This window comes from Planotetraspora phitsanulokensis, from assembly GCF_016863295.1.
In the GTDB taxonomy this organism is placed as follows: Bacteria; Actinomycetota; Actinomycetes; order Streptosporangiales; family Streptosporangiaceae; genus Planotetraspora; species Planotetraspora phitsanulokensis.
The window spans coordinates 121,136-138,172 of record NZ_BOOP01000031.1 but is presented as its reverse complement, the minus strand read 5'-3'; the positions used below and the strand labels follow the sequence as shown (position 1 = coordinate 138,172).

The 17,037-nt window shown below is 70.7% G+C and carries 12 protein-coding genes and 1 riboswitch; of the genes, 9 read left to right on the top strand and 3 right to left on the bottom strand.

What is annotated here, in order from left to right:
- Positions 1-393 precede the first annotated feature (393 nt).
- The 4 genes from Pph01_RS31190 (at position 394) to Pph01_RS31175 (ending at position 7,310) form a co-directional block, all read left to right on the top strand.
- Positions 394-2,988, top strand: coding sequence for a beta-N-acetylhexosaminidase (locus tag Pph01_RS31190; RefSeq protein ID WP_204076755.1), 2,595 nt, complete (start codon positions 394-396; stop codon positions 2,986-2,988).
- Between the two features lie 713 nt (positions 2,989-3,701).
- Positions 3,702-5,372: a flavin-containing monooxygenase gene (locus tag Pph01_RS31185; protein ID WP_275412891.1), complete on the top strand. Its 1,671-nt coding sequence runs from the start codon at positions 3,702-3,704 to the stop codon at positions 5,370-5,372.
- 144 nt (positions 5,373-5,516) lie between these two features.
- Positions 5,517-6,467, top strand: a complete 951-nt coding sequence (locus tag Pph01_RS31180; protein WP_204076754.1) for an alpha/beta hydrolase — start codon at positions 5,517-5,519, stop codon at positions 6,465-6,467.
- A gap of 177 nt (positions 6,468-6,644) precedes the next feature.
- Positions 6,645-7,310, top strand: a complete 666-nt coding sequence (locus Pph01_RS31175) for a GntR family transcriptional regulator (RefSeq protein ID WP_204076753.1) — start codon at positions 6,645-6,647, stop codon at positions 7,308-7,310.
- Positions 7,311-7,461: 151 nt separating this feature from the next.
- On the opposite strand, the gene Pph01_RS31170 is transcribed toward Pph01_RS31175, so the two are convergent.
- Positions 7,462-8,163, bottom strand: coding sequence for a glycoside hydrolase family 25 protein (locus tag Pph01_RS31170; protein ID WP_204076752.1), 702 nt, complete (start codon positions 8,161-8,163; stop codon positions 7,462-7,464).
- A 12-nt stretch (positions 8,164-8,175) separates the two neighbouring features.
- A riboswitch (cyclic di-AMP (ydaO/yuaA leader) is annotated at positions 8,176-8,323 on the bottom strand.
- Positions 8,324-8,612: 289 nt separating this feature from the next.
- Between Pph01_RS31170 and Pph01_RS31165 the strand changes: the two genes are divergently transcribed.
- Together Pph01_RS31165 and hemC are read left to right on the top strand one after the other, a co-directional pair.
- Complete coding sequence (locus tag Pph01_RS31165) at positions 8,613-10,628, top strand: hypothetical protein (RefSeq protein WP_204076751.1); 2,016 nt, start codon at positions 8,613-8,615, stop codon at positions 10,626-10,628.
- 205 nt (positions 10,629-10,833) lie between these two features.
- Entirely contained in the window at positions 10,834-11,823 is a 990-nt protein-coding gene (hemC, locus tag Pph01_RS31160) for a hydroxymethylbilane synthase (RefSeq protein ID WP_204076750.1), read from the top strand.
- Between the two features lie 48 nt (positions 11,824-11,871).
- Here hemC and Pph01_RS31155 read toward each other — a convergent pair whose 3' ends face one another.
- Positions 11,872-13,062: an AI-2E family transporter gene (locus Pph01_RS31155; protein WP_204076749.1), complete on the bottom strand. Its 1,191-nt coding sequence runs from the start codon at positions 13,060-13,062 to the stop codon at positions 11,872-11,874.
- Positions 13,063-13,397: 335 nt separating this feature from the next.
- Here Pph01_RS31155 and Pph01_RS31150 point away from each other — a divergent pair, with 335 nt between their 5' ends.
- From Pph01_RS31150 to Pph01_RS31140, 3 genes are all read left to right on the top strand, one after another.
- The gene (locus Pph01_RS31150) at positions 13,398-14,276 is read left to right on the top strand and encodes a methyltransferase domain-containing protein (RefSeq protein ID WP_204076748.1); all 879 of its coding nucleotides are present in this window, start codon (positions 13,398-13,400) and stop codon (positions 14,274-14,276) included.
- A gap of 111 nt (positions 14,277-14,387) precedes the next feature.
- On the top strand, positions 14,388-14,525 hold the full coding sequence (locus Pph01_RS31145; RefSeq protein WP_204076747.1) for a hypothetical protein: 138 nt from the start codon (positions 14,388-14,390) through the stop codon (positions 14,523-14,525).
- A gap of 295 nt (positions 14,526-14,820) precedes the next feature.
- Positions 14,821-15,810 carry a PP2C family protein-serine/threonine phosphatase gene (locus Pph01_RS31140; protein ID WP_204076746.1) on the top strand — a complete coding sequence of 330 codons (990 nt, stop codon included), beginning with the start codon at positions 14,821-14,823 and terminating at the stop codon, positions 15,808-15,810.
- Between the two features lie 11 nt (positions 15,811-15,821).
- On the opposite strand, the gene Pph01_RS31135 is transcribed toward Pph01_RS31140, so the two are convergent.
- Positions 15,822-16,991 carry an amidohydrolase family protein gene (locus tag Pph01_RS31135; protein WP_204076745.1) on the bottom strand — a complete coding sequence of 390 codons (1,170 nt, stop codon included), beginning with the start codon at positions 16,989-16,991 and terminating at the stop codon, positions 15,822-15,824.
- Positions 16,992-17,037: the final 46 nt, after the last annotated feature.

Sequence of the window (17,037 nt, the reverse complement as noted above, 5' to 3'; positions counted from 1 at the left end):
GAACCGACCCTTCCCGCACCACCGGCGGCCGTCACCCGGTATAGACCGGCGGCGCCGAGAGCCGCCGTTGTTGCGAATCCGATATACGGCGGTATGGACCAAAACTTTGCCATCTGTTTACCCTGACACCCTGAGATCCCTACATAAAGGGATCTATCCGCCGCCCAAGACCGCCAACCGGTATAGACCAGTCACCCCCCACAAGCAAGGCGGTAGTCGAGATGAGCAGAAGGATCGCCGGGACGGCCGGTCTCCTGGCCGCGTGACACTCCCCCATCACTCAGGAAGCTGCACGGACGCTGCAGCGTCGAGCGGATCCGCCGGACATGTCCAACCAATGCCCGAACGCGGCCCGCGCTGGAGGTATGCGGTACCCCCGATCTAAGGAGTGACGTGAAGTTCTCGTTCCTGCCGGCGAAGCGCGAGCAGGGGAGGAACCGTGGCGCGAGTCCACGGCCCCGAGCCCGCGCGCTCTCCGCTTTGACCATCGGTGCGCTCCTCGCCACATCGCTCACCGGCGTCATCGCGACCAGTGCGGCAAACGCCGACACGGCCTCGACCTCGCCGGCCTCACCCCAGATCGTTCCTCTCCCGGTTTCGATGGCCACCTCGGCCGAGGAGAGCTTCACTCTCGGATCCGGTGCCCGCATCGTGGTCGACGATCCCTCCGCCGTCGGCGTGGCCGACCAACTGGCCGCCGTCCTCCGGCCCTCCACGGGCTACGCGCTGCCGGTGTCGCAGGGCTCCGCTGCGACCGGCGACATCTCGCTGGTCGTCGACGACCCGGGCGTCCCCGCGGCCGAGGGCTACAAGCTGGACGTCACGCACAGCGGGATCACGGTCACCGCGGCCAACGGGCACGGCCTGTTCAACGGCGTGCAGACGCTCCGGCAGTTGTTCCCCGTCTGGATCGAGAGCAGGACGCCGCAGCCGGCCGCGTGGACGGTCCCGGGCGTCCAGATCTCCGACTATCCCCGCTACGGCTACCGCGGCGCGATGCTCGACATCGGACGGCACTTCGAGCCGGTCTCCGTGGTCAAGACCTACATCGACGAGATCGCGGCGTACAAGGTGAACACGCTGCACCTGCATCTCAGCGACGACCAGGGCTTCCGCATCGCCATCAACGGCCGCCCCGAGCTCACCGACATCGGCAGCCAGTACTCCGGCGGCACGAGCAGGGCCTCCGACGGAACCACCAACGCCGACCCGGGCGGCTTCTGGACCCAGGCGGACTACGTCGACGTCGTGAACTACGCCGCGTCGCGGTTCATCACGGTCGTGCCGGAGATCGACAGCCCCGGGCACAACAACTCGATCATCATGTCGTACGCCTCCGCCGAGGCGCAGGCGTACAAGGGCGGCGCGATCTACGACCCGAGCATCAACTGCAGCAACAAGAAGCCGCCGGTCTGGAACCTCAGCAACGCGGTGAACTACAGCGCCCTGTGCCCGGACAGCCCGCTCACCTGGCAGATCACCACGGACATCATCGAGCAGCTGTCCGCCCTGACCCCCGGGCCGTACTACCACATGGGCGGCGACGAGGTCTCGACGGCGCTGCTGCCCGCCACCGCCTACCAGGACTTCATCACCCGTGAATCCAAGATCGTGAAGGCCCAGGGCAAGATCGCGATGGGCTGGAACGAGATCGGCGAGGCGCCCTTCGGGACCGACCCGGAGATGCCGCAGGGCGTCGTGCAGTACTGGGGCACCTCCCCGAACGGGTCGGGCGGCGACTCGGGGCGCACCGCGGTCCAGAAGGGCATGAAGATCGTCATGTCCCCGGCCAACAAGACCTACCTGGACATGAAGTACAACTCGGGCACTCCGCTCGGGACCACCTGGGCCTGCACCTGCGACATCGACGTCTTCTACAACTGGGAGCCGAGCACGCTCATCCCGGCGCGCACGGTGGGCGGCAACACGCTGCCCGCGGTCACGGACGCCAACATCATCGGCGTCGAGGCGCCGCTGTGGACGGAGACCGTCAAGAACCTCGCGCAGATCGAGTTCATGGCCTTCCCCCGACTCACGGCCATCGCGGAGATCGGCTGGTCCCCGAAGGCGGGCCCCGACCACCCCGACCGCACGACGGCCTCCTTCAAGGTCCGCGACGCCGTGCAGGGCGGACGCTGGCAGGCGCGCAACCAGAACTTCTACGCGACGCCCAACGTGCCCTGGGGCCTCGACCTGGTGGCCGGGGACCGTTCGCTCAGCGACCGGAACACGATCACCGGGGCGCTGGCGACCCTGGCCGCTCCCGGCAAGGCGCTCGGCGCCCTGACCGCCACGATCGAGTGGGGCGACGGCACCAACTCGGCCGGCACGCTCAGCGGCAGGGAGGGCACCAACCAGACCGTCAACGGCCTCTACACGATCAGCGGCGACCACACGTACGCCGGGTCCGGCGTGTACGAGGCGAAGGTGACCGTGTCGAGCGGCACCGCCACCGTGACCACCGGCTTCACCGTGAACGCCACCGGCGTTCCCGCGTGCACGACGACGGTCACCGGGACCCACAACGGCCCGTTGACCGTCTCGTCGGGGGTCACCTGCCTGGACGGCGCCACGGTCAACGGACCCGTGACCGTGCGTTCCGGCGCCGGGCTGTACGCGTCCGGTTCCCAGGTACGCGGGCCGCTGACGGCGTCCGGTGCGGTCGACGTCCTGCTGTGCGGCACCACGGTGTCCGGGCCGGCCACTCTGACCGGCGGGGTGCGGGTCTGGCTCGGCAACGGCAACGGGGACTGCGCACCGGCCACTGTCACGGGCCCGGTGACGGTGACCGGCACCACGGGCCAGGTGATCATCGACGGCTCGACGGTGAACGGCCCGCTCGTCGTGCAGAACAACAAGGCGCCCGTCGTCTCGGGCAACCACGTCGGCGGGCCGCTCTCGTGCACCGGGAACTCCCCGGCGCCGAGCGACAACGGCGTATCCAACACCGCCGGCGGACCGAAGGCGGGGCAGTGCGCCGACCTGTAGTCCGGCGAGGCGGCCGCCCGGGCGTGTGAGGGTGGCCGCCCGCCTGCAGTGAGAGACGGCCGGGTCTCCCGTGCTCCGCGAGGAGCCTCAGGGAGACCCGGCTCGTGCCTTTCCTCGCCCTCACAACCGGGAATCCCAGGCCGTTGACGCGCTGCGTGATGCATTTTACTTTTGAGGTCACTTCCACATGGACGTGCGTGATGTCCCCTGATCACGCGAGGTGACGCGATGGCGCTACGCACGGCAGGGACCGCATTCCTCAGACGAACCACAGCCGGTGGCGGGCGGCCGCCGCGCGAGACGCCCCCGGACCGGGCACACGGACCGACCGCGAGGCACGGGGGCCATGCCACCGCCGGGCGCATGCCGCGAGCCGCGGTCAGGGCCCGCGCCGTCGTCCTCGGAGACGACCCGCCCCGCGCCCCGGCAACGACACGCCCCGCACCCAGCGGTGCGTCGAAGCCGCTACACCTCTGTAGCCCCGGCGCTACCGGCCGGAAGGCCTCTTCACCGCTCCGTCTCCCGCCGGCCGTGAAGCCCGGTCCGTCGTGACCACTCGGGCGAGGCCCGGCACATCTCACCGTCCAGACGAGCGTGCGAGGGAGGACGTCGCCCTCCCCGCCGCCCGATGATGACGCACGCCCTCATGGCCGGACGCCGGCCATGGCCGGCGTCACACCCGTACATCGTGTCCACCGCCCCCAGGAGGACCAGTGTCCGTACCTGACGAAGAAACGCAGTCCGGCCCGCGGGCCGTGCCCGGCACCGTGGACGTCGCCGTCGTCGGCGCCGGCTTCTCGGGCATGTACCTGCTGCACAGGCTCCGCGAGATGAACCTGTCCGCCGTCGTGTTCGAGGCCGGCGCCGACGTCGGCGGCACCTGGTACTGGAACCGCTATCCAGGCGCCCGCGTCGACGTGGAGAGCCTCGCGTACTCGTTCTCGTTCTCGGAGGAGCTCGAGCAGGAGTACGAGTGGGAGGAGCGCTATCCCACACAGCCGGAGATCCTCCGGTACGCGCGGCATGTCGCCGACCGGTTCGACCTGCGCCGGGACATCTTCTTCGGAACGCGCGTGACGGCCGCCGCGTACGACGAGCGCGACGCGACCTGGCTGGTCCGCACCGACCGCGGGGACGCCGTCACCGCCCGCTTCCTGGTCATGGCGACCGGTTGCCTGTCGTTCTCGAAGCTGCCCGAGGTCCCCGGCCTCGACCGTTTCCGCGGCGCCACCTTCCACACCGCGCACTGGCCGCAGGAGGACGTGGACTTCGGCGGCATGCGGGTCGGCGTCATCGGCACCGGATCCTCAGGTGTGCAGTCGATCCCCGTCATCGCCGGGCAGGCCGCCGACCTCACCGTCTTCCAGCGCACCCCGGCCTACAGCCTCCCGGCCCGTAACCGCAGGCTGCGTCCCGACGAGATCGCCGGCATGAAGGCCGGCTACCGGGCCTTCCGCAAGGCCCAGAGGGAGTCGGGATTCGGCGTCCCCACCGTGCCCGCGACGAAGTCCGCGCTCGAGGTGTCCGACGAGGAGCGCGACGCGGCCTTCGAGGCGGCGTGGGAGAGCGGCAGCCTGGTCAACCTCCTGACCGCGTACACCGATCTCGCCGTCGACCTGGAGGCCAACGACACGGCGAAACGATTCGTCCACCGCAAGATCCACCAGATCGTCAAGGACCCGCGGACCGCCGAGGACCTCTGCCCCGAATACCCCTTCGGGACCAAGCGCCCCTGCCTCGACACCGACTACTACGAGACGTACAACCGGGACAACGTGCACCTGGTCAACCTGCGGCGCACGCCCATCGTGGAGATCACGGAAGGAGGCGTCCGCACCTCCGCCGGGGAGTACGCGTTCGACGCGATCGTCTACGCGACCGGGTTCGACGCGATGACGGGGGCGCTGACGAACGTGGACATCAGGGGCCGGGGAGGAGTCTCGCTCAAGGAGACGTGGAGCGCCGGCCCCCGCACCTACCTCGGGATCAGCTCCGCCGGGTTCCCGAACATGTTCATGATCACCGGACCCGGCAGCCCGTCGGTGTTGTCGAACATGGTCGTCTCGATCGAGCAGCACGTCGACTGGGTGGCGGACGCGATCGGCCACCTCGACCGTCACGGCATCGCGACCATCGAGCCCGAACCGCAGGCCCAGGACGCCTGGGTGGACCACGTGAACCTCATCGGCAGCTTCACCCTCTACCCGAAGGCGAACTCCTGGTACATGGGCGCGAACGTGCCGGGCAAGCCCCGGGTGTTCATGCCGTACGCCGGCGGCGTCGGGGAGTACCGCAAGAAGTGCGACGAGGTCGCCGCCCGGGGCTACGAGGGCTTCTCCCTCTCCTCCGCCGGGCCGGGACCGCGGAGCCCGTCCGCCGGGTGAGACGCCGCATCCACCCGCCGGGTGAGACGGCACGCCCCGTCCGACCAGGTGAGAACCCACACCAGGCGAGAACCCACGCCCGTCCGTCCACCGCGACCGTTCGACGCCGCATCCCATCGGATTCCCCCACCCTTTGGAGGGCCCATGTCCCGTCGTGATCTGATCGACCCCGAGAGCCGCGTGCCCCTGGACGCGCTGCTCGAGCTGATGCCCGGCGGCTTCAACGCCATCCCCGACATCGTCACGCGCCGAGCCGCCGTCGAAGGCATGCTGGGCGCCCTCGAGGTGCCCGACAACCCCGGTGTCGCCAAGGAGGACCGGACCGTCCTCGGTCCGGCCGGGGAGCCCGACGTCACCGTCCGGATCTACCGGCCGGTGGGCGCCTCCGGCCCGCTGCCCGGCATCTACTACATCCACGGCGGAGGCATGATCCTCGGCAGCGTCGAGGGCGAGGACCCCAGTGCGACGATGATCTGCGACCAGGTCGGCGCCGTCGTGGTCTCCGTCGAGTACCGCCTCTCCCCCGAGCACCCCCATCCCGCCCCGGTCGAGGACTGCTACGCCGGCCTCGTGTGGATGGCGAAGAACGCCGCCGAGCTGGGTGTCGACCCGCGGCGAATGGCGATCTACGGCGCCAGCGCCGGCGGCGGGCTGACCATCGGCACGGCGCTGCTGGCTCGGGACCGCGGCGGCCCGGCACTGACGTTCATGATGCCGATCTACCCGATGATCGACGACCGGAACGAGACGCCGTCCAGTCACGAGATCACCGACGTCGGGATCTGGGACCGGGCGGGCAACATCGAAGCCTGGGCCTGGTACCTCGGCGGCAAGCAGGCCGACCAGTACGCGGCCCCGGCGCGGGCCGTGGACCTGTCGGGCCTGCCCCCGGCCTTCATCGACGTCGGCACGGTCGACCTGTTCCGGGACGAGGACATCGCGTTCGCGCAGCGGCTCATGCAGGCGGGCGTCCCGGCGGAGCTTCACGTGAGCCCGGGCAGCTACCACGCCTCGGAGACGTTCGCGCCCGAGGCCGCGCTTTCGCGCCGGATCTGGGCCGCGCGGATCGACCGTCTCAAGCGGGCCCTCGCCTGAGCGAGCGCGCGCGTCTGCGCCGTGGGCGGGCCGGAGTCCGCCCACGGCGGCCGCGCCGTGCCGGCACGGATCCGGAACGGACCGCGACCGGCCACGAATGCCGCCTGACGCCACGGGGGACCCGGGCGGGAGATCGTAGTATGGCCGCGTCAGCTCCCCCTGACCGAGAGCAACGCCATGTCCTTTGCGCTACCGCTCACACGGAAAGAAGCAGTCCTCCGCCGACTGCGCGAGGAGATCATCACCGGCCTGCTGAAGCCGGGCGCGCTGATCAAGGACGCGGAGATCGCGGCGCGGCTGGGCGTCAGCATCACCCCGGTGCGGGAGGCGATCACCCAGCTCGCCGCCGAGGGGCTGATCGACATCTCCCCCAACCGGACGCGGCAGGTCACCCAGGTGACGCAGAAGAGCGCGCTCGAGCTGATCGACGTGATGATGGTGCTGGCCTGCGCCGGTTTCGAGTGGGGCGTGGACAACATCACCGACGAGCACCTCGCGGTCCTGCACGTCAAGCTCGACGAGTTCGCCGACAACCTGCGCCGGGGCAACCTGACGGCCGCCACCGCCGCGGGGGCGGACTTCAGCACGGTCGTCATCATGGCGAGCGGCAACAGGGAGCTGCAGACCCACGTGGACCTGGTGGTCGCCCGCACTCTGCGAGTGCTGGCCCTCACCACGGAGAGCGACGTGTGGACCGTGTGGCTGGACGGCTACCGCCAGACCCTCGAGCTGCTCGAACGGGGCGACCGCGCCGGCGCCGTCGAGCGGTACCGGCAGATCTACCACGACTACCGGCGGCGGGTGGAGACCATGCTGTTCGACGATCCCGGCGAGAGCCGCTGACACGGGCCGCCCGCAGGCGGTCGACGCCTGCCGCGAGGTGCACGGATTCGCCCGGAGGGAAGGGCGTCGAGCGCGGCGGAAACGACCGTCGCCCGACCCCCTGCGATCGGCACCGGGGATCGGGCGACGGCCGTGAGACGCCGCGGGCCGCTCAGGGGCGGCCGAGGGCCCGCAGCTGCTGTGGGGTCAGGGCGGAGACGTTCTGGTCGATGGGGGTGTCGGTGTACTGGTGAATGGTCCAGGTCTTCCAGTCGGCCGGCGGTGTCACGTCACCCTTGGCCCTGCCGTAGTAAGCCACCCACAGGGGGTAACCGGACAGGCCGTGGCCGTAGGTGTCGGCGAAGTCCCAGCCGCTGTAGAACATCGGCGTGACGCCGGTCTTGGCCTTCACGTACTCCAGCCACTTCCTCGCCCAGGCGTTGACGTCGTCGACGGACTCGCCGTCGGTCGTCTCGAGGTCCAGCACCAGCAGGTCGCCGGGCTTGGCGGGCTGCGCGTTCACCACGGAGAGGAAGTGGTCGGCCTCGGCGACGGGGTCGTTGGCCGGGTGGCCGTAGTGGTACGCGCCGCGCACGATGCCCTTCTTGGCCAGCTCCTGCCAGTGCCGGTCGAACGCGGAGTCGAGGAAGTCCAGGCCTTCGGTGGCCTTGACGATGCCGAACTCCGCGGAGCTCGCGTTCCAGTCGTGGTCCGACTCGTAGCCGGAGACGTCTTGCCCGTAGGTGAGCGGAGTGGCGTGCGCCGGAACGGCGACGGCGGCGAGGGCGACCGACGCGGCCGCGGCGACACCCGCGACGGCGCGCAGGCGGTTGATGAGAGGACGGGTGGTCGAGGAGATCCGGTGGGTGGACATGTAGGGGTTGACTCCTTGCTTCCATGCCGCCTACCGGGTTAGCTGACGGGTTCGGGCAGGAAGTGCCCTACGGTACGGCCGACTGGGGGTCAGCGCTCCGATTCACCCCAGAGAGGTGGGTCCCCGGTTCCGCGAGGTGCGGATTCGGCGGCCGCGCGCTCCGGGCGGGACGGGGTCCCGCCGTTGACACGCGGTCTGGGCAACGAACCGGCAACGAATCCGACGTCGGGGGTCATCGATACGTGTGCCGTGGAGGCCAAAGGTACACACAGCACCATAAGGGTGTAAATAGGACAAAGTGCCTGAATTGCCCGCAGGGCTGACCGGCGGTTTGTGACAGATCATTGCAATCTGATCATTTCCGCTGAAAGATCACAGCGCAGGTGTCACCTTCAACGGAGTAGCACGGACCGGGAGGGCATGTGCGCTTACGACGAGCACTCTCCATCTTGACCCTGACAACATCGGTGATCGCGGGCTCGGCCACACTCGCGCCGTCCGCGTCCGCCACGGCTCCCACGTCCCCCGCGTCGGCCGGGTCCGCCCCGTCGCAGCCTCCGCCCGGCTCCGGTTGCGATCCGATCGCGGGAACGGACTGCCTGCTCCCCTTCCCGAACGACTGGTTCACGACGAGCGCCCACACCCCGACCGGTCTCCGGCTGAACCTGTCCAGCGCGATGACGCCCAAGAACGCGGCGGGCAAGGGCATCGACCCGGCCGCGTGGAACCTCTCGGACGGTTTCTCGCCCGGCTCGATGCTGCTCGCGCACATCCCCGGCCTCGACCTCGGCGCGACCGGCGCCGCACCGGTGACGGACGTCGCGAGGTCGCTGAAGCGGGACGCCCCGATCGTCATCGTCGACACCCGGACGGGTGAGCGGTGGCCGTACTGGGCGGAACTCGACGCCAACGCCACCGACCCGGCGCGGCAGGCGCTGATCATCCGCCCCGCGAAGAACTTCCGGGAGGGTCATCGCTACGCCGTCGTCCTGAGGAACCTCAGGGACGCCTCCGGATCCACGATCGCCGCCCCCGGGACGTTCACCCGCCTCGCCGGCGGGACGCTCCCCTCCAAGGACCCGCTGGCCCGGCGGCAGGCCGCGCTCCGGCGCACCCTCCACGACGTCGCCCGCGCGGGCGTGAGCACCAAGAACCTCTACCTGGCCTGGGACTTCACCGTCGCCAGCGAACAGGGTCTCGCCGGGCCTGTGCTGCGAATGCGGGATCAGGCGCTCAGCCGGTTGCACGGCCGGTCGCCCGAGTTCACGGTCACGACCGTCACCGACTTCACCCCGCAGCAGGACCCGAACATCGCGCGTGAGGTCACGGGCGAGTTCCTCGTCCCCAACTTCCTCGACCAGGCGGGCGGCCCGCCCGGTTCCGTGCTGAACCGCGACGCGTACGGCAGGCCGGAGCCGTTCGGCGACGACCTGCGCGCCCAGTTCCAGTGCGAGATCCCGCGCGCCGCGTTCAGCAAACCGGCGCGCCCCTCCCTGTACGGCCACGGCCTGCTCGGCAGGGCCACGGAGGTCAGGGCCTCCAATGTCAGGGCCATGGCCGGAGAGCACGACTTCCTGTTCTGCGCCACCAAATGGATCGGCATGGCCGACGAGGACATCGCGAACGTCAGCGGGGTGTTCGCCGACTTCTCCCGCTTCGACACCGTCGCGGACCGGCTCCAGCAGAGCCTGGTGAACTTCGTGTTCCTCGGCCGCATGATGATCACCAAAAACGGGCTGGCGGACGACCCCGCGTTCCAGGACGCCAGGGGACGCTCGCTGATCGACCGGCACGCGGACCTGGCGTATGACGGCAACAGCCAGGGCGCCATCGCGGGCGGGGCGCTGGTCGCCGTGTCGCCGGACGTGAGCCGGGGAGTGCTCGGCGTCTCCGGGATGAACTACAGCACCCTGCTCAACCGGAGCGTGGACTTCCAGCCGTTCCAGCAGGTCATGGACGGCTACTATCCCGACAAGCTGGACCAGCAGCTCTGCTTCGCGCTGATCCAGATCCTGTGGGACCGGGCCGAGACCAACGGATACGCCCAGCATCTCGGCGACGACCCCCTCCCCGGCTCACCGCGGCACCGCGTCCTGATGCACGTGGCGTTCGGCGACCACCAGGTGTCGGCGGTCACGGCCGAGGTCGAGGCGCGGACGATCGGCGCCCGCATCCACCGGCCCGCGATCGCGGCGGGCCGCAATCCCGACGTCACGCCGTACTGGGGCATCCCGGCCCTCCCGGACCGGCCGTACGGAGGGTCGGCGATCGTGGTCTGGGACAGCGGAACGCCCGCTCCCCCGGTGACCAACACGCCTCCGCTGGGCGAGCAGTACGGCACCGACTCCCATGAGGACCCGCGTGCCGACGCGACGGCACGCCGGCAGAAGGCGGACTTCCTCAGGTACGGCGTGGTGGTCGACGTCTGCGGCGGCCGCCCCTGCACGGCGCGGCACGCCGGCTGACACGACGGGATCCCCGCCTCGCATTGGGCGGGGCGGGGATCGTCGTCGCGGCCGTACGCGGAACGACCTGCGGCGACGCGGTGCGGCCCGCCGGGCGGACGCCCCGGCCGGGGAGGCGAGCTCACCCGCCGCGATGATGGTCACCGCACTCGCACCGCCTGATCGGCAACGCGACAAAGCGCCCATCATCAGGAGCAATGTCCTCATGAACATCCACGCCGCGCTCGCCGAGCGTTTCGCCGGTGCGCCCCTGCGGATCGGCACGCGCACGTCCGTGCTCGCCATGACCCAGGCGGAGCGGGTCGCCGCGCTGATCGGCGAGTTCGGCGTCACAACCGAGGTCGTGCCCATCCGGGTGACGAGCGACCTGTGGTCCGGCGACCTGTCCGAGGTCGGTGGCAAGGCCGCGTTCACCAAGCAGATCGACCGGTCGCTCGTCGGCGGGGAGGTCGACGTCGCCGTGCACTGTGTCAAGGACGTCCCCGGCGACGTCCCGCTGCCCGAAGGCACGGCGTTCGGGGCCCACCTCGAACGCGAGGACGTCCACGACGTCATCGTGTCCCGCGACGGCACCCCCCTGGCCGACATCCCGGCCGGGTCGCTCATCGGCACCGGCTCGGTGCGGCGGCGCGCGCAACTGTGCATCCACCGGCCCGACCTGCGCACGCAGCCGATCCGCGGCAACGTGGACAGCCGCCTGGACAGGCTTCGAGAGAAGGACGGCCCGTTCGCGGCGCTCATCCTGGCCCGCGCCGGCCTCCGGCGCCTGGGCCTGGCCGACCAGATCACCGAGATCCTGCCCGTGGAGTTCCACACCCGCGGCGAGGGTGTGGTCAGCATCGTCCCGCCGGTCGGGGCCGGCGTCATCGGCGTTCAGGCGCGCACGGCCGACGCCCCGGTCATGCGGATGCTCGACGAGCTCAACCACCCGGCGACGGCGGGGCACATCCTGGCGGAGCGGTCGATGCTGCACCTGCTGCGCGGCCACTGCAACTCCCCGATCGCCGGGTACGCCACCACGACCCCGGACGGGCGGATGTCGCTGTTCGGGATGGTGTTCGACCGCGACGGCTCCCAGTTCGTCCGCTCACACGCCGTGGGTGACCCGGCCGACCCGGCCACGCTCGGATCGCGGGTCGCGGCCGATCTCCTCAACCAGGGCGCCGGGCGCCTCATCGCGGCCACACGTAGGTGACCACGGTGGACGCATCCGCGTCGCACGGGTGCCCGCAGGCACCCCGCGTCAGGATGTCGCAGGGTGCGCCGGGCCCGGAGCCGCAGACGGCGGCGTCGGACCGGCGGGTGATTCATCCGGGCCGGCAGGCGGCTGTGCCGGACCCGCCGGTGTTCCGGGCGGAGCCGCGGGGGGTTGCGGTGGACCTTCGACGGCCGGCTCCTGTCCCTGCCGGGCCCGGATGAGCGCCACGATGACGGACGCGACGGGCGCGGCGAGGAACGCGCCGATGATGCCGGCGACGACGCCGCCCACCGCGATGACCACGAGGATGACCGCTCCGGGCAGCTCGAGCGCCCTCCCGTAGATCTGGGGGGCCAGCACGTGCCCTTCGAGCTGCTGGACCAGGATGGTGACCGCGACCACGATCACGGCCACCAGCCAGCCCTTGGCCACGAACGCGACCACCGCCGCGAGCAGCCCGGCCAGGAACGCGCCGATGACGGGGAGGAAGGCCCCGACGAAGGTGAGCACGGCCAGCGGCAGCGCGATCGGCACACCCAGGATCCACAGGGCGCTGCCGATGAAGAACGCGTCGACGAAGCCCACGATCGCCACACCGCGGACATAACGGCCGACGACGTCGAACACCACCCGGCCCGTGGTGAGGATGGGCGCCCGATGCCGCGGCGCCAGGTCGGTGATCCAGGTGGCCAGCCGGTCGGCCCCGTGGACCATGTAGATGGCCAGGATGAAAGCCAGCACCGCACCGACGACGATCTCACCGACCGTCCGCGCCCCGGCGAGGGCTCCGGAGGCGATCTGCCCGCCCTGATGGCTGATGTACTCGCGGAACTGCGTGACGAGGTCGGCGAGCTTGGCCTCGTTCAGGCCGAAGGATGCGGCGAGGGACTGCAGGTTGGCGGTGGCCTTGTCGACGCTCGTGCTGAGCTCGGACAGGCCGCTCACCGTGGGCGGCACGAGCAGCGCGACCAGACCGGCCACGAACACGAGGCCGCCGAAGAACACGGTCGCGGTCGACAGTGCGCGGTTGAGGCCGCGCGCCCTGAGCCAGCGCGCCGGAGGGAGCAGCAGCGCGGAGATGAACACCGCGAACACCACGGAAATGGCCACCGTGCGGACCACGTAGAGCAGCCAGAGGATCACCGCGACGAGCGCGAGCACCAGGAGCAGCCGACCTGCCGTGACACTCACCCGACGCAGTGCTCCGCCGCCTTCCGCGCTCGGCATGAGAGACATCCGTGCTCCTCCTGTTGCTGATCCCCTGCGGTGATAATCGCAGAGTCTCCGGGATCGCTGAAAGCGGTGACCGCATCTCGCGTCCACGACCGCACGTGGAGATGCCCGAAAAGCGAAATGGCACGATACCGCGCTACCAACAAGGGACACATCGAAGGCACCCGCCAGGAGCCTGGTCGAGCCGTCCGTCTCGTAGACGTAGACCGCCGCCGGCACGCCAGCGGTCGTGACGTTCAGGTCGCGTTCGAGGTTGCGCGGGTGGTTCCGCCGCCGCCCGCCCACCGCGCGGAGGGCTTGGCTCCCGGTATGGGTGCGGCTGCCTCAGACTCGTGAAGATGGACTGGCACCCTCACGCGCAGCAGCTCGCCGACCGCGTCACCCACCGGGGTTCGCGGTGGCGGGCTGCCATCGCCAGCACGCCCCGCCACCTGTTCGTGCCCGCCTGGTGGGCGTGGGCCAACGACCAGTGGGAGCTCCGCCACGGTCCTGCCGCCCCGCAGGCGTGGCTGTCGGCCGCCTACCAGGACCGAACGCTCGTCACCCGGGTCGCCTCCCTGCACGCCGACCACGCGCAGCCGGACGACCACCCGGGCGGGGTTCCGACGTCGTCGTCGACGCTGCCCGGCCTGCTGCTGCAGATGTACCGGCACGCCCGCATCGGGGACAACGACACGGTCCTGGATGTCGGCACCGGAACCGGGTACGGCACGGCCGTCCTCGCCTCCCGAGTCGGCGCCGACAGGGTCACGTCCGTCGACGTCGACCCCTATCTCGTCGCGGCCGCCGGCGACCGGCTCGCCGAACTCGACCTCAAGCCGTGGGTCGTGACCGTCGACGCGACCGGTGACCTGCCGGGCCGCTTCGACAGGATCGTGGCCACGGTGTCCGTGTGCCCGATTCCGGCGTCGTGGCTGGCCGCGCTCAACACCGGAGGCCGCCTCGCGACGACCATCTCGAACACCTCGCTCATCATCACCGCGACCAAGACCGACGACGGCGGCGCGGTAGGCCAGGTCGAACGCGACTGGGCGATGTTCATGCGGACCCGGGCGGGCGCGGACTACCCGCCCGGCATGGCCGACCTCGTGGAGACGGCGGCCACCGCCGATGGCGACACGGTCGCCCGCGGCCGCTTCCCGGTGCTCGACATCGTCGAGGACGCGTGGGAGCTCCGCTCCAGCACGGGTCACTGCCGCTGTACGGCGCGCTGGTGAGCGTCACACCGGACGGGGTGATCCACCTCCGGCGCGGCCGGTGGAACGCCGCCATCGGGTAGCCCGTTCCCAAAGCACATCAGGTTCTTCGACGGCGACCGACGCAGCTACGTGACCTGCGAGCTGAACGCGCATGAGTGGCGGACCTACCTGCGGATGGTCCCGACGGTCAGCCGGGCCGATGCGACCGCGACGACGTTCGCCTCGTTCGTGATCGAGGACCGCCGGCCCGGGGCGGTCAGAATCTAGTGCCGTGACCAGTCCGGCGTGGCCCCGCGCATGATGCCGGTCTTCCGCCGCGAGAACGTCCCTCGGCCGCGCCCAGGAGTCGAAAGGTACTAATGCCGACAAAGTCGCATCGAGCGGCACCGACGATATAAATGCAGGCCACTGAGGCGGCGGTCATGACCCGAAGTGGCTGCTGCGTCACCGTTCGCTGTGCTTTAGTGGCGCCAGGGGGTCCGGTCGGACGACGCGGAAAGGGGCTCTGGCGCCACTGCAGACGCATTCGCAGAAACTACTCAGGTCGCTGCCGTTCGCCGTCATGGCGGCGGTCGCGTTCATCGATCTGCTCAACGGTCCCACTCTCGGCTTCCTGTCGCTGCTCACCCTGGGCCCGACGTTCGCCTCGGTCTCCGGAAGCGTACGGCGCACCGCCCTGGTCGGCGGGATCGCGCTCGCGCTCTCGGTCCCGCTGGCCGCCTACAACCACATGCTGGGCCGAACGCAGAACTACGTCATCCTCACCACGATCGTCGCAATCACCGGCGCGAGCATGCTCGCGAGCCGCCTGCGAATCGAGCGTGAACGGGAGCTCGCCAACGTCCGCCTCGTCGCCGAGGCCGCCCAGCGCGTGCTGCTCCGCCCGGTCCCCCGCCAGGCCGGGAACATGCGCATCGCCCTGTCCTACACCTCCGCCGCCGCGGAGGCGCAGATCGGCGGCGACCTGTACGAGGTGGCCACCACGCCTCAGGGGGTCCGGCTGCTGATCGGCGACGTACAGGGCAAGGGGCTCGACGCGGTCGAGACGGCGGCGTGGGTTCTCGGCGCCTTCCGGGAGGCCGCCTACGACAAGGAGGAGTTACCCGCCGTCGCCGACCAGATGGAGACCAGCATCATCCGTCACCTGTCCGGGGAGAAGTTCGTCACCGCCATACTCGCCGAGGTCCGCCACGACACGGTCTCCCTCATCAACTGGGGTCACCCCGCCCCTCTCGTCCTGCGCCGCGACGGCACGGTCCACGTGGCGGAGCCCCCCGAGGAAGCCGTGCCGATCGGGCTGACCACGTTCGAGCAGACCAGGCCCAAGCCGTACGAGGTCCCCTTCGCCGACGGCGACCAGATCCTCTTCTACACCGACGGGGTGATCGAGGCCCGGGACGGCGGCGGCGCGTTCTATCCGCTCGGCGAGCGGACGGGCCTGCTGCGGTCCGAGGATCCGCAGGCGGCTCTGGAGTGCCTGCGTGCCGATCTGCTGCAGCACGTCGGGGGCCCTCTCGAGGACGACGCGGCCATGCTGCTCCTGCGCCGATAGCCGCCGGCGGTTCACCGGACCCGGTGCCCCTGCCGGAAGACCGCCCGCACGTCGAGCAGCGCCGCCGGGTCGGCGAACGGGTCTCCGGCCACCGCGAGGATGTCGGCGTCCATCCCGGGCGCGAGGCGCCCCTTGCGATGCTCGAGCCGGCACACCCCGGCCGCGAGCGACGTGACCGTGCGCAGCGCCTCCGCCGGAGACCAGCCGAGCATGCTCACCAGCGCGCCGACCGCGTGCGGCAGGACGTCGTGCGGCTTCGGCGGGCCGATCCCGGCGTCGGTGCCGCACACGATGGGGACCCCGGCCTTCCTGAGCAGCGCGAACAGGTCGATCATCGCGGCCATCCGGGCGGCGATGCGGGGTGGCGGCGTGCTTCCCGGCCGCGTCCCGAGCGTCAGGGACACCACGACGCCCGCGCGGGCGATCGCCTCGATCACCTCGGGCAGGGGCTCGACGCCGTCCTCGGTGAGGAACGTGCAGTGCTCGATCGAGTCGACGCCGGCCTCCACGGCGTCGGCGATCGCCTGGCCCGCGTGGGCGTGCGCGGTTATCGGCAGCCCCAGCCGGTGGGCCTCGGCGACCGCCGCCCGCAACTCGTCGAGCCCGTACTGGGACCGGTGGGAACGCGTGCCCGGCGTGAGTTCGCCGCCGCTCGCCATGATCTTGATGACGTCCACCCCGCGTTCGGCGTGGGCGCGGACCTCCGCCCGTACGCCTTCGACCCCTTCGGCCTCGCCGCCGAGGTACCAGCAGTGACCGAGCGGCGTGGTGATGGGCGGTCCCGCAGCCAGCACGTGCGGGCCTACCGCCGGAGCTCGGGCGAACTCCTCGCGCAACACCAGCGCGAGGTAACCGCGGTCGCCCAGGTCACGGATGGTGGTGACGCCCGCGGCCAGAGCGGTGCGGGCCGCGGCCCTCATCCCCTCGAGCACCTCGGCGTCGTCGCGGGCGGCGAGGCCGCCGACCGGGTCCGCGCCGGCGTCGAACGCGAGATGCACATGGGCGTCGATCAGCCCGGGCAGCAGTGTCGCGTCGCCGAGATCGACCAGATCCGCCTCGGCCGGTACGGCGGCGCCGTGCCGTACGGACACGATGCGGCCCGCGTCGACGATCACCGTGGGATCGCCGGTGAGAACCGTCTGGTCGCCGTCGAACAGGCGAGCCGCTCGAATGGCCTGCATCGGCCGTCCTCCTCGGGTGGTGTGCCGGTCCTCGACCCGCACCGGG

What these genes read in the sequence shown, in the direction of transcription:
- Pph01_RS31180 (WP_204076754.1), top strand. Translation starts at nt 5,517, where the DNA reads ATGTCCCGTCGTGATCTGATCGACCCCGAGAGCCGCGTGCCCCTGGAC.
- Pph01_RS31175 (WP_204076753.1), top strand. Translation starts at nt 6,645, where the DNA reads ATGTCCTTTGCGCTACCGCTCACACGGAAAGAAGCAGTCCTCCGCCGA.
- Pph01_RS31170 (WP_204076752.1), bottom strand. Translation starts at nt 8,163, where the DNA reads ATGTCCACCCACCGGATCTCCTCGACCACCCGTCCTCTCATCAACCGC.
- hemC (WP_204076750.1), top strand. Translation starts at nt 10,834, where the DNA reads ATGAACATCCACGCCGCGCTCGCCGAGCGTTTCGCCGGTGCGCCCCTG.
- Pph01_RS31155 (WP_204076749.1), bottom strand. Translation starts at nt 13,062, where the DNA reads ATGTCTCTCATGCCGAGCGCGGAAGGCGGCGGAGCACTGCGTCGGGTG.
- Pph01_RS31150 (WP_204076748.1), top strand. Translation starts at nt 13,398, where the DNA reads ATGGACTGGCACCCTCACGCGCAGCAGCTCGCCGACCGCGTCACCCAC.
- Pph01_RS31140 (WP_204076746.1), top strand. Translation starts at nt 14,821, where the DNA reads ATGGCGGCGGTCGCGTTCATCGATCTGCTCAACGGTCCCACTCTCGGC.
- Pph01_RS31135 (WP_204076745.1), bottom strand. Translation starts at nt 16,991, where the DNA reads ATGCAGGCCATTCGAGCGGCTCGCCTGTTCGACGGCGACCAGACGGTT.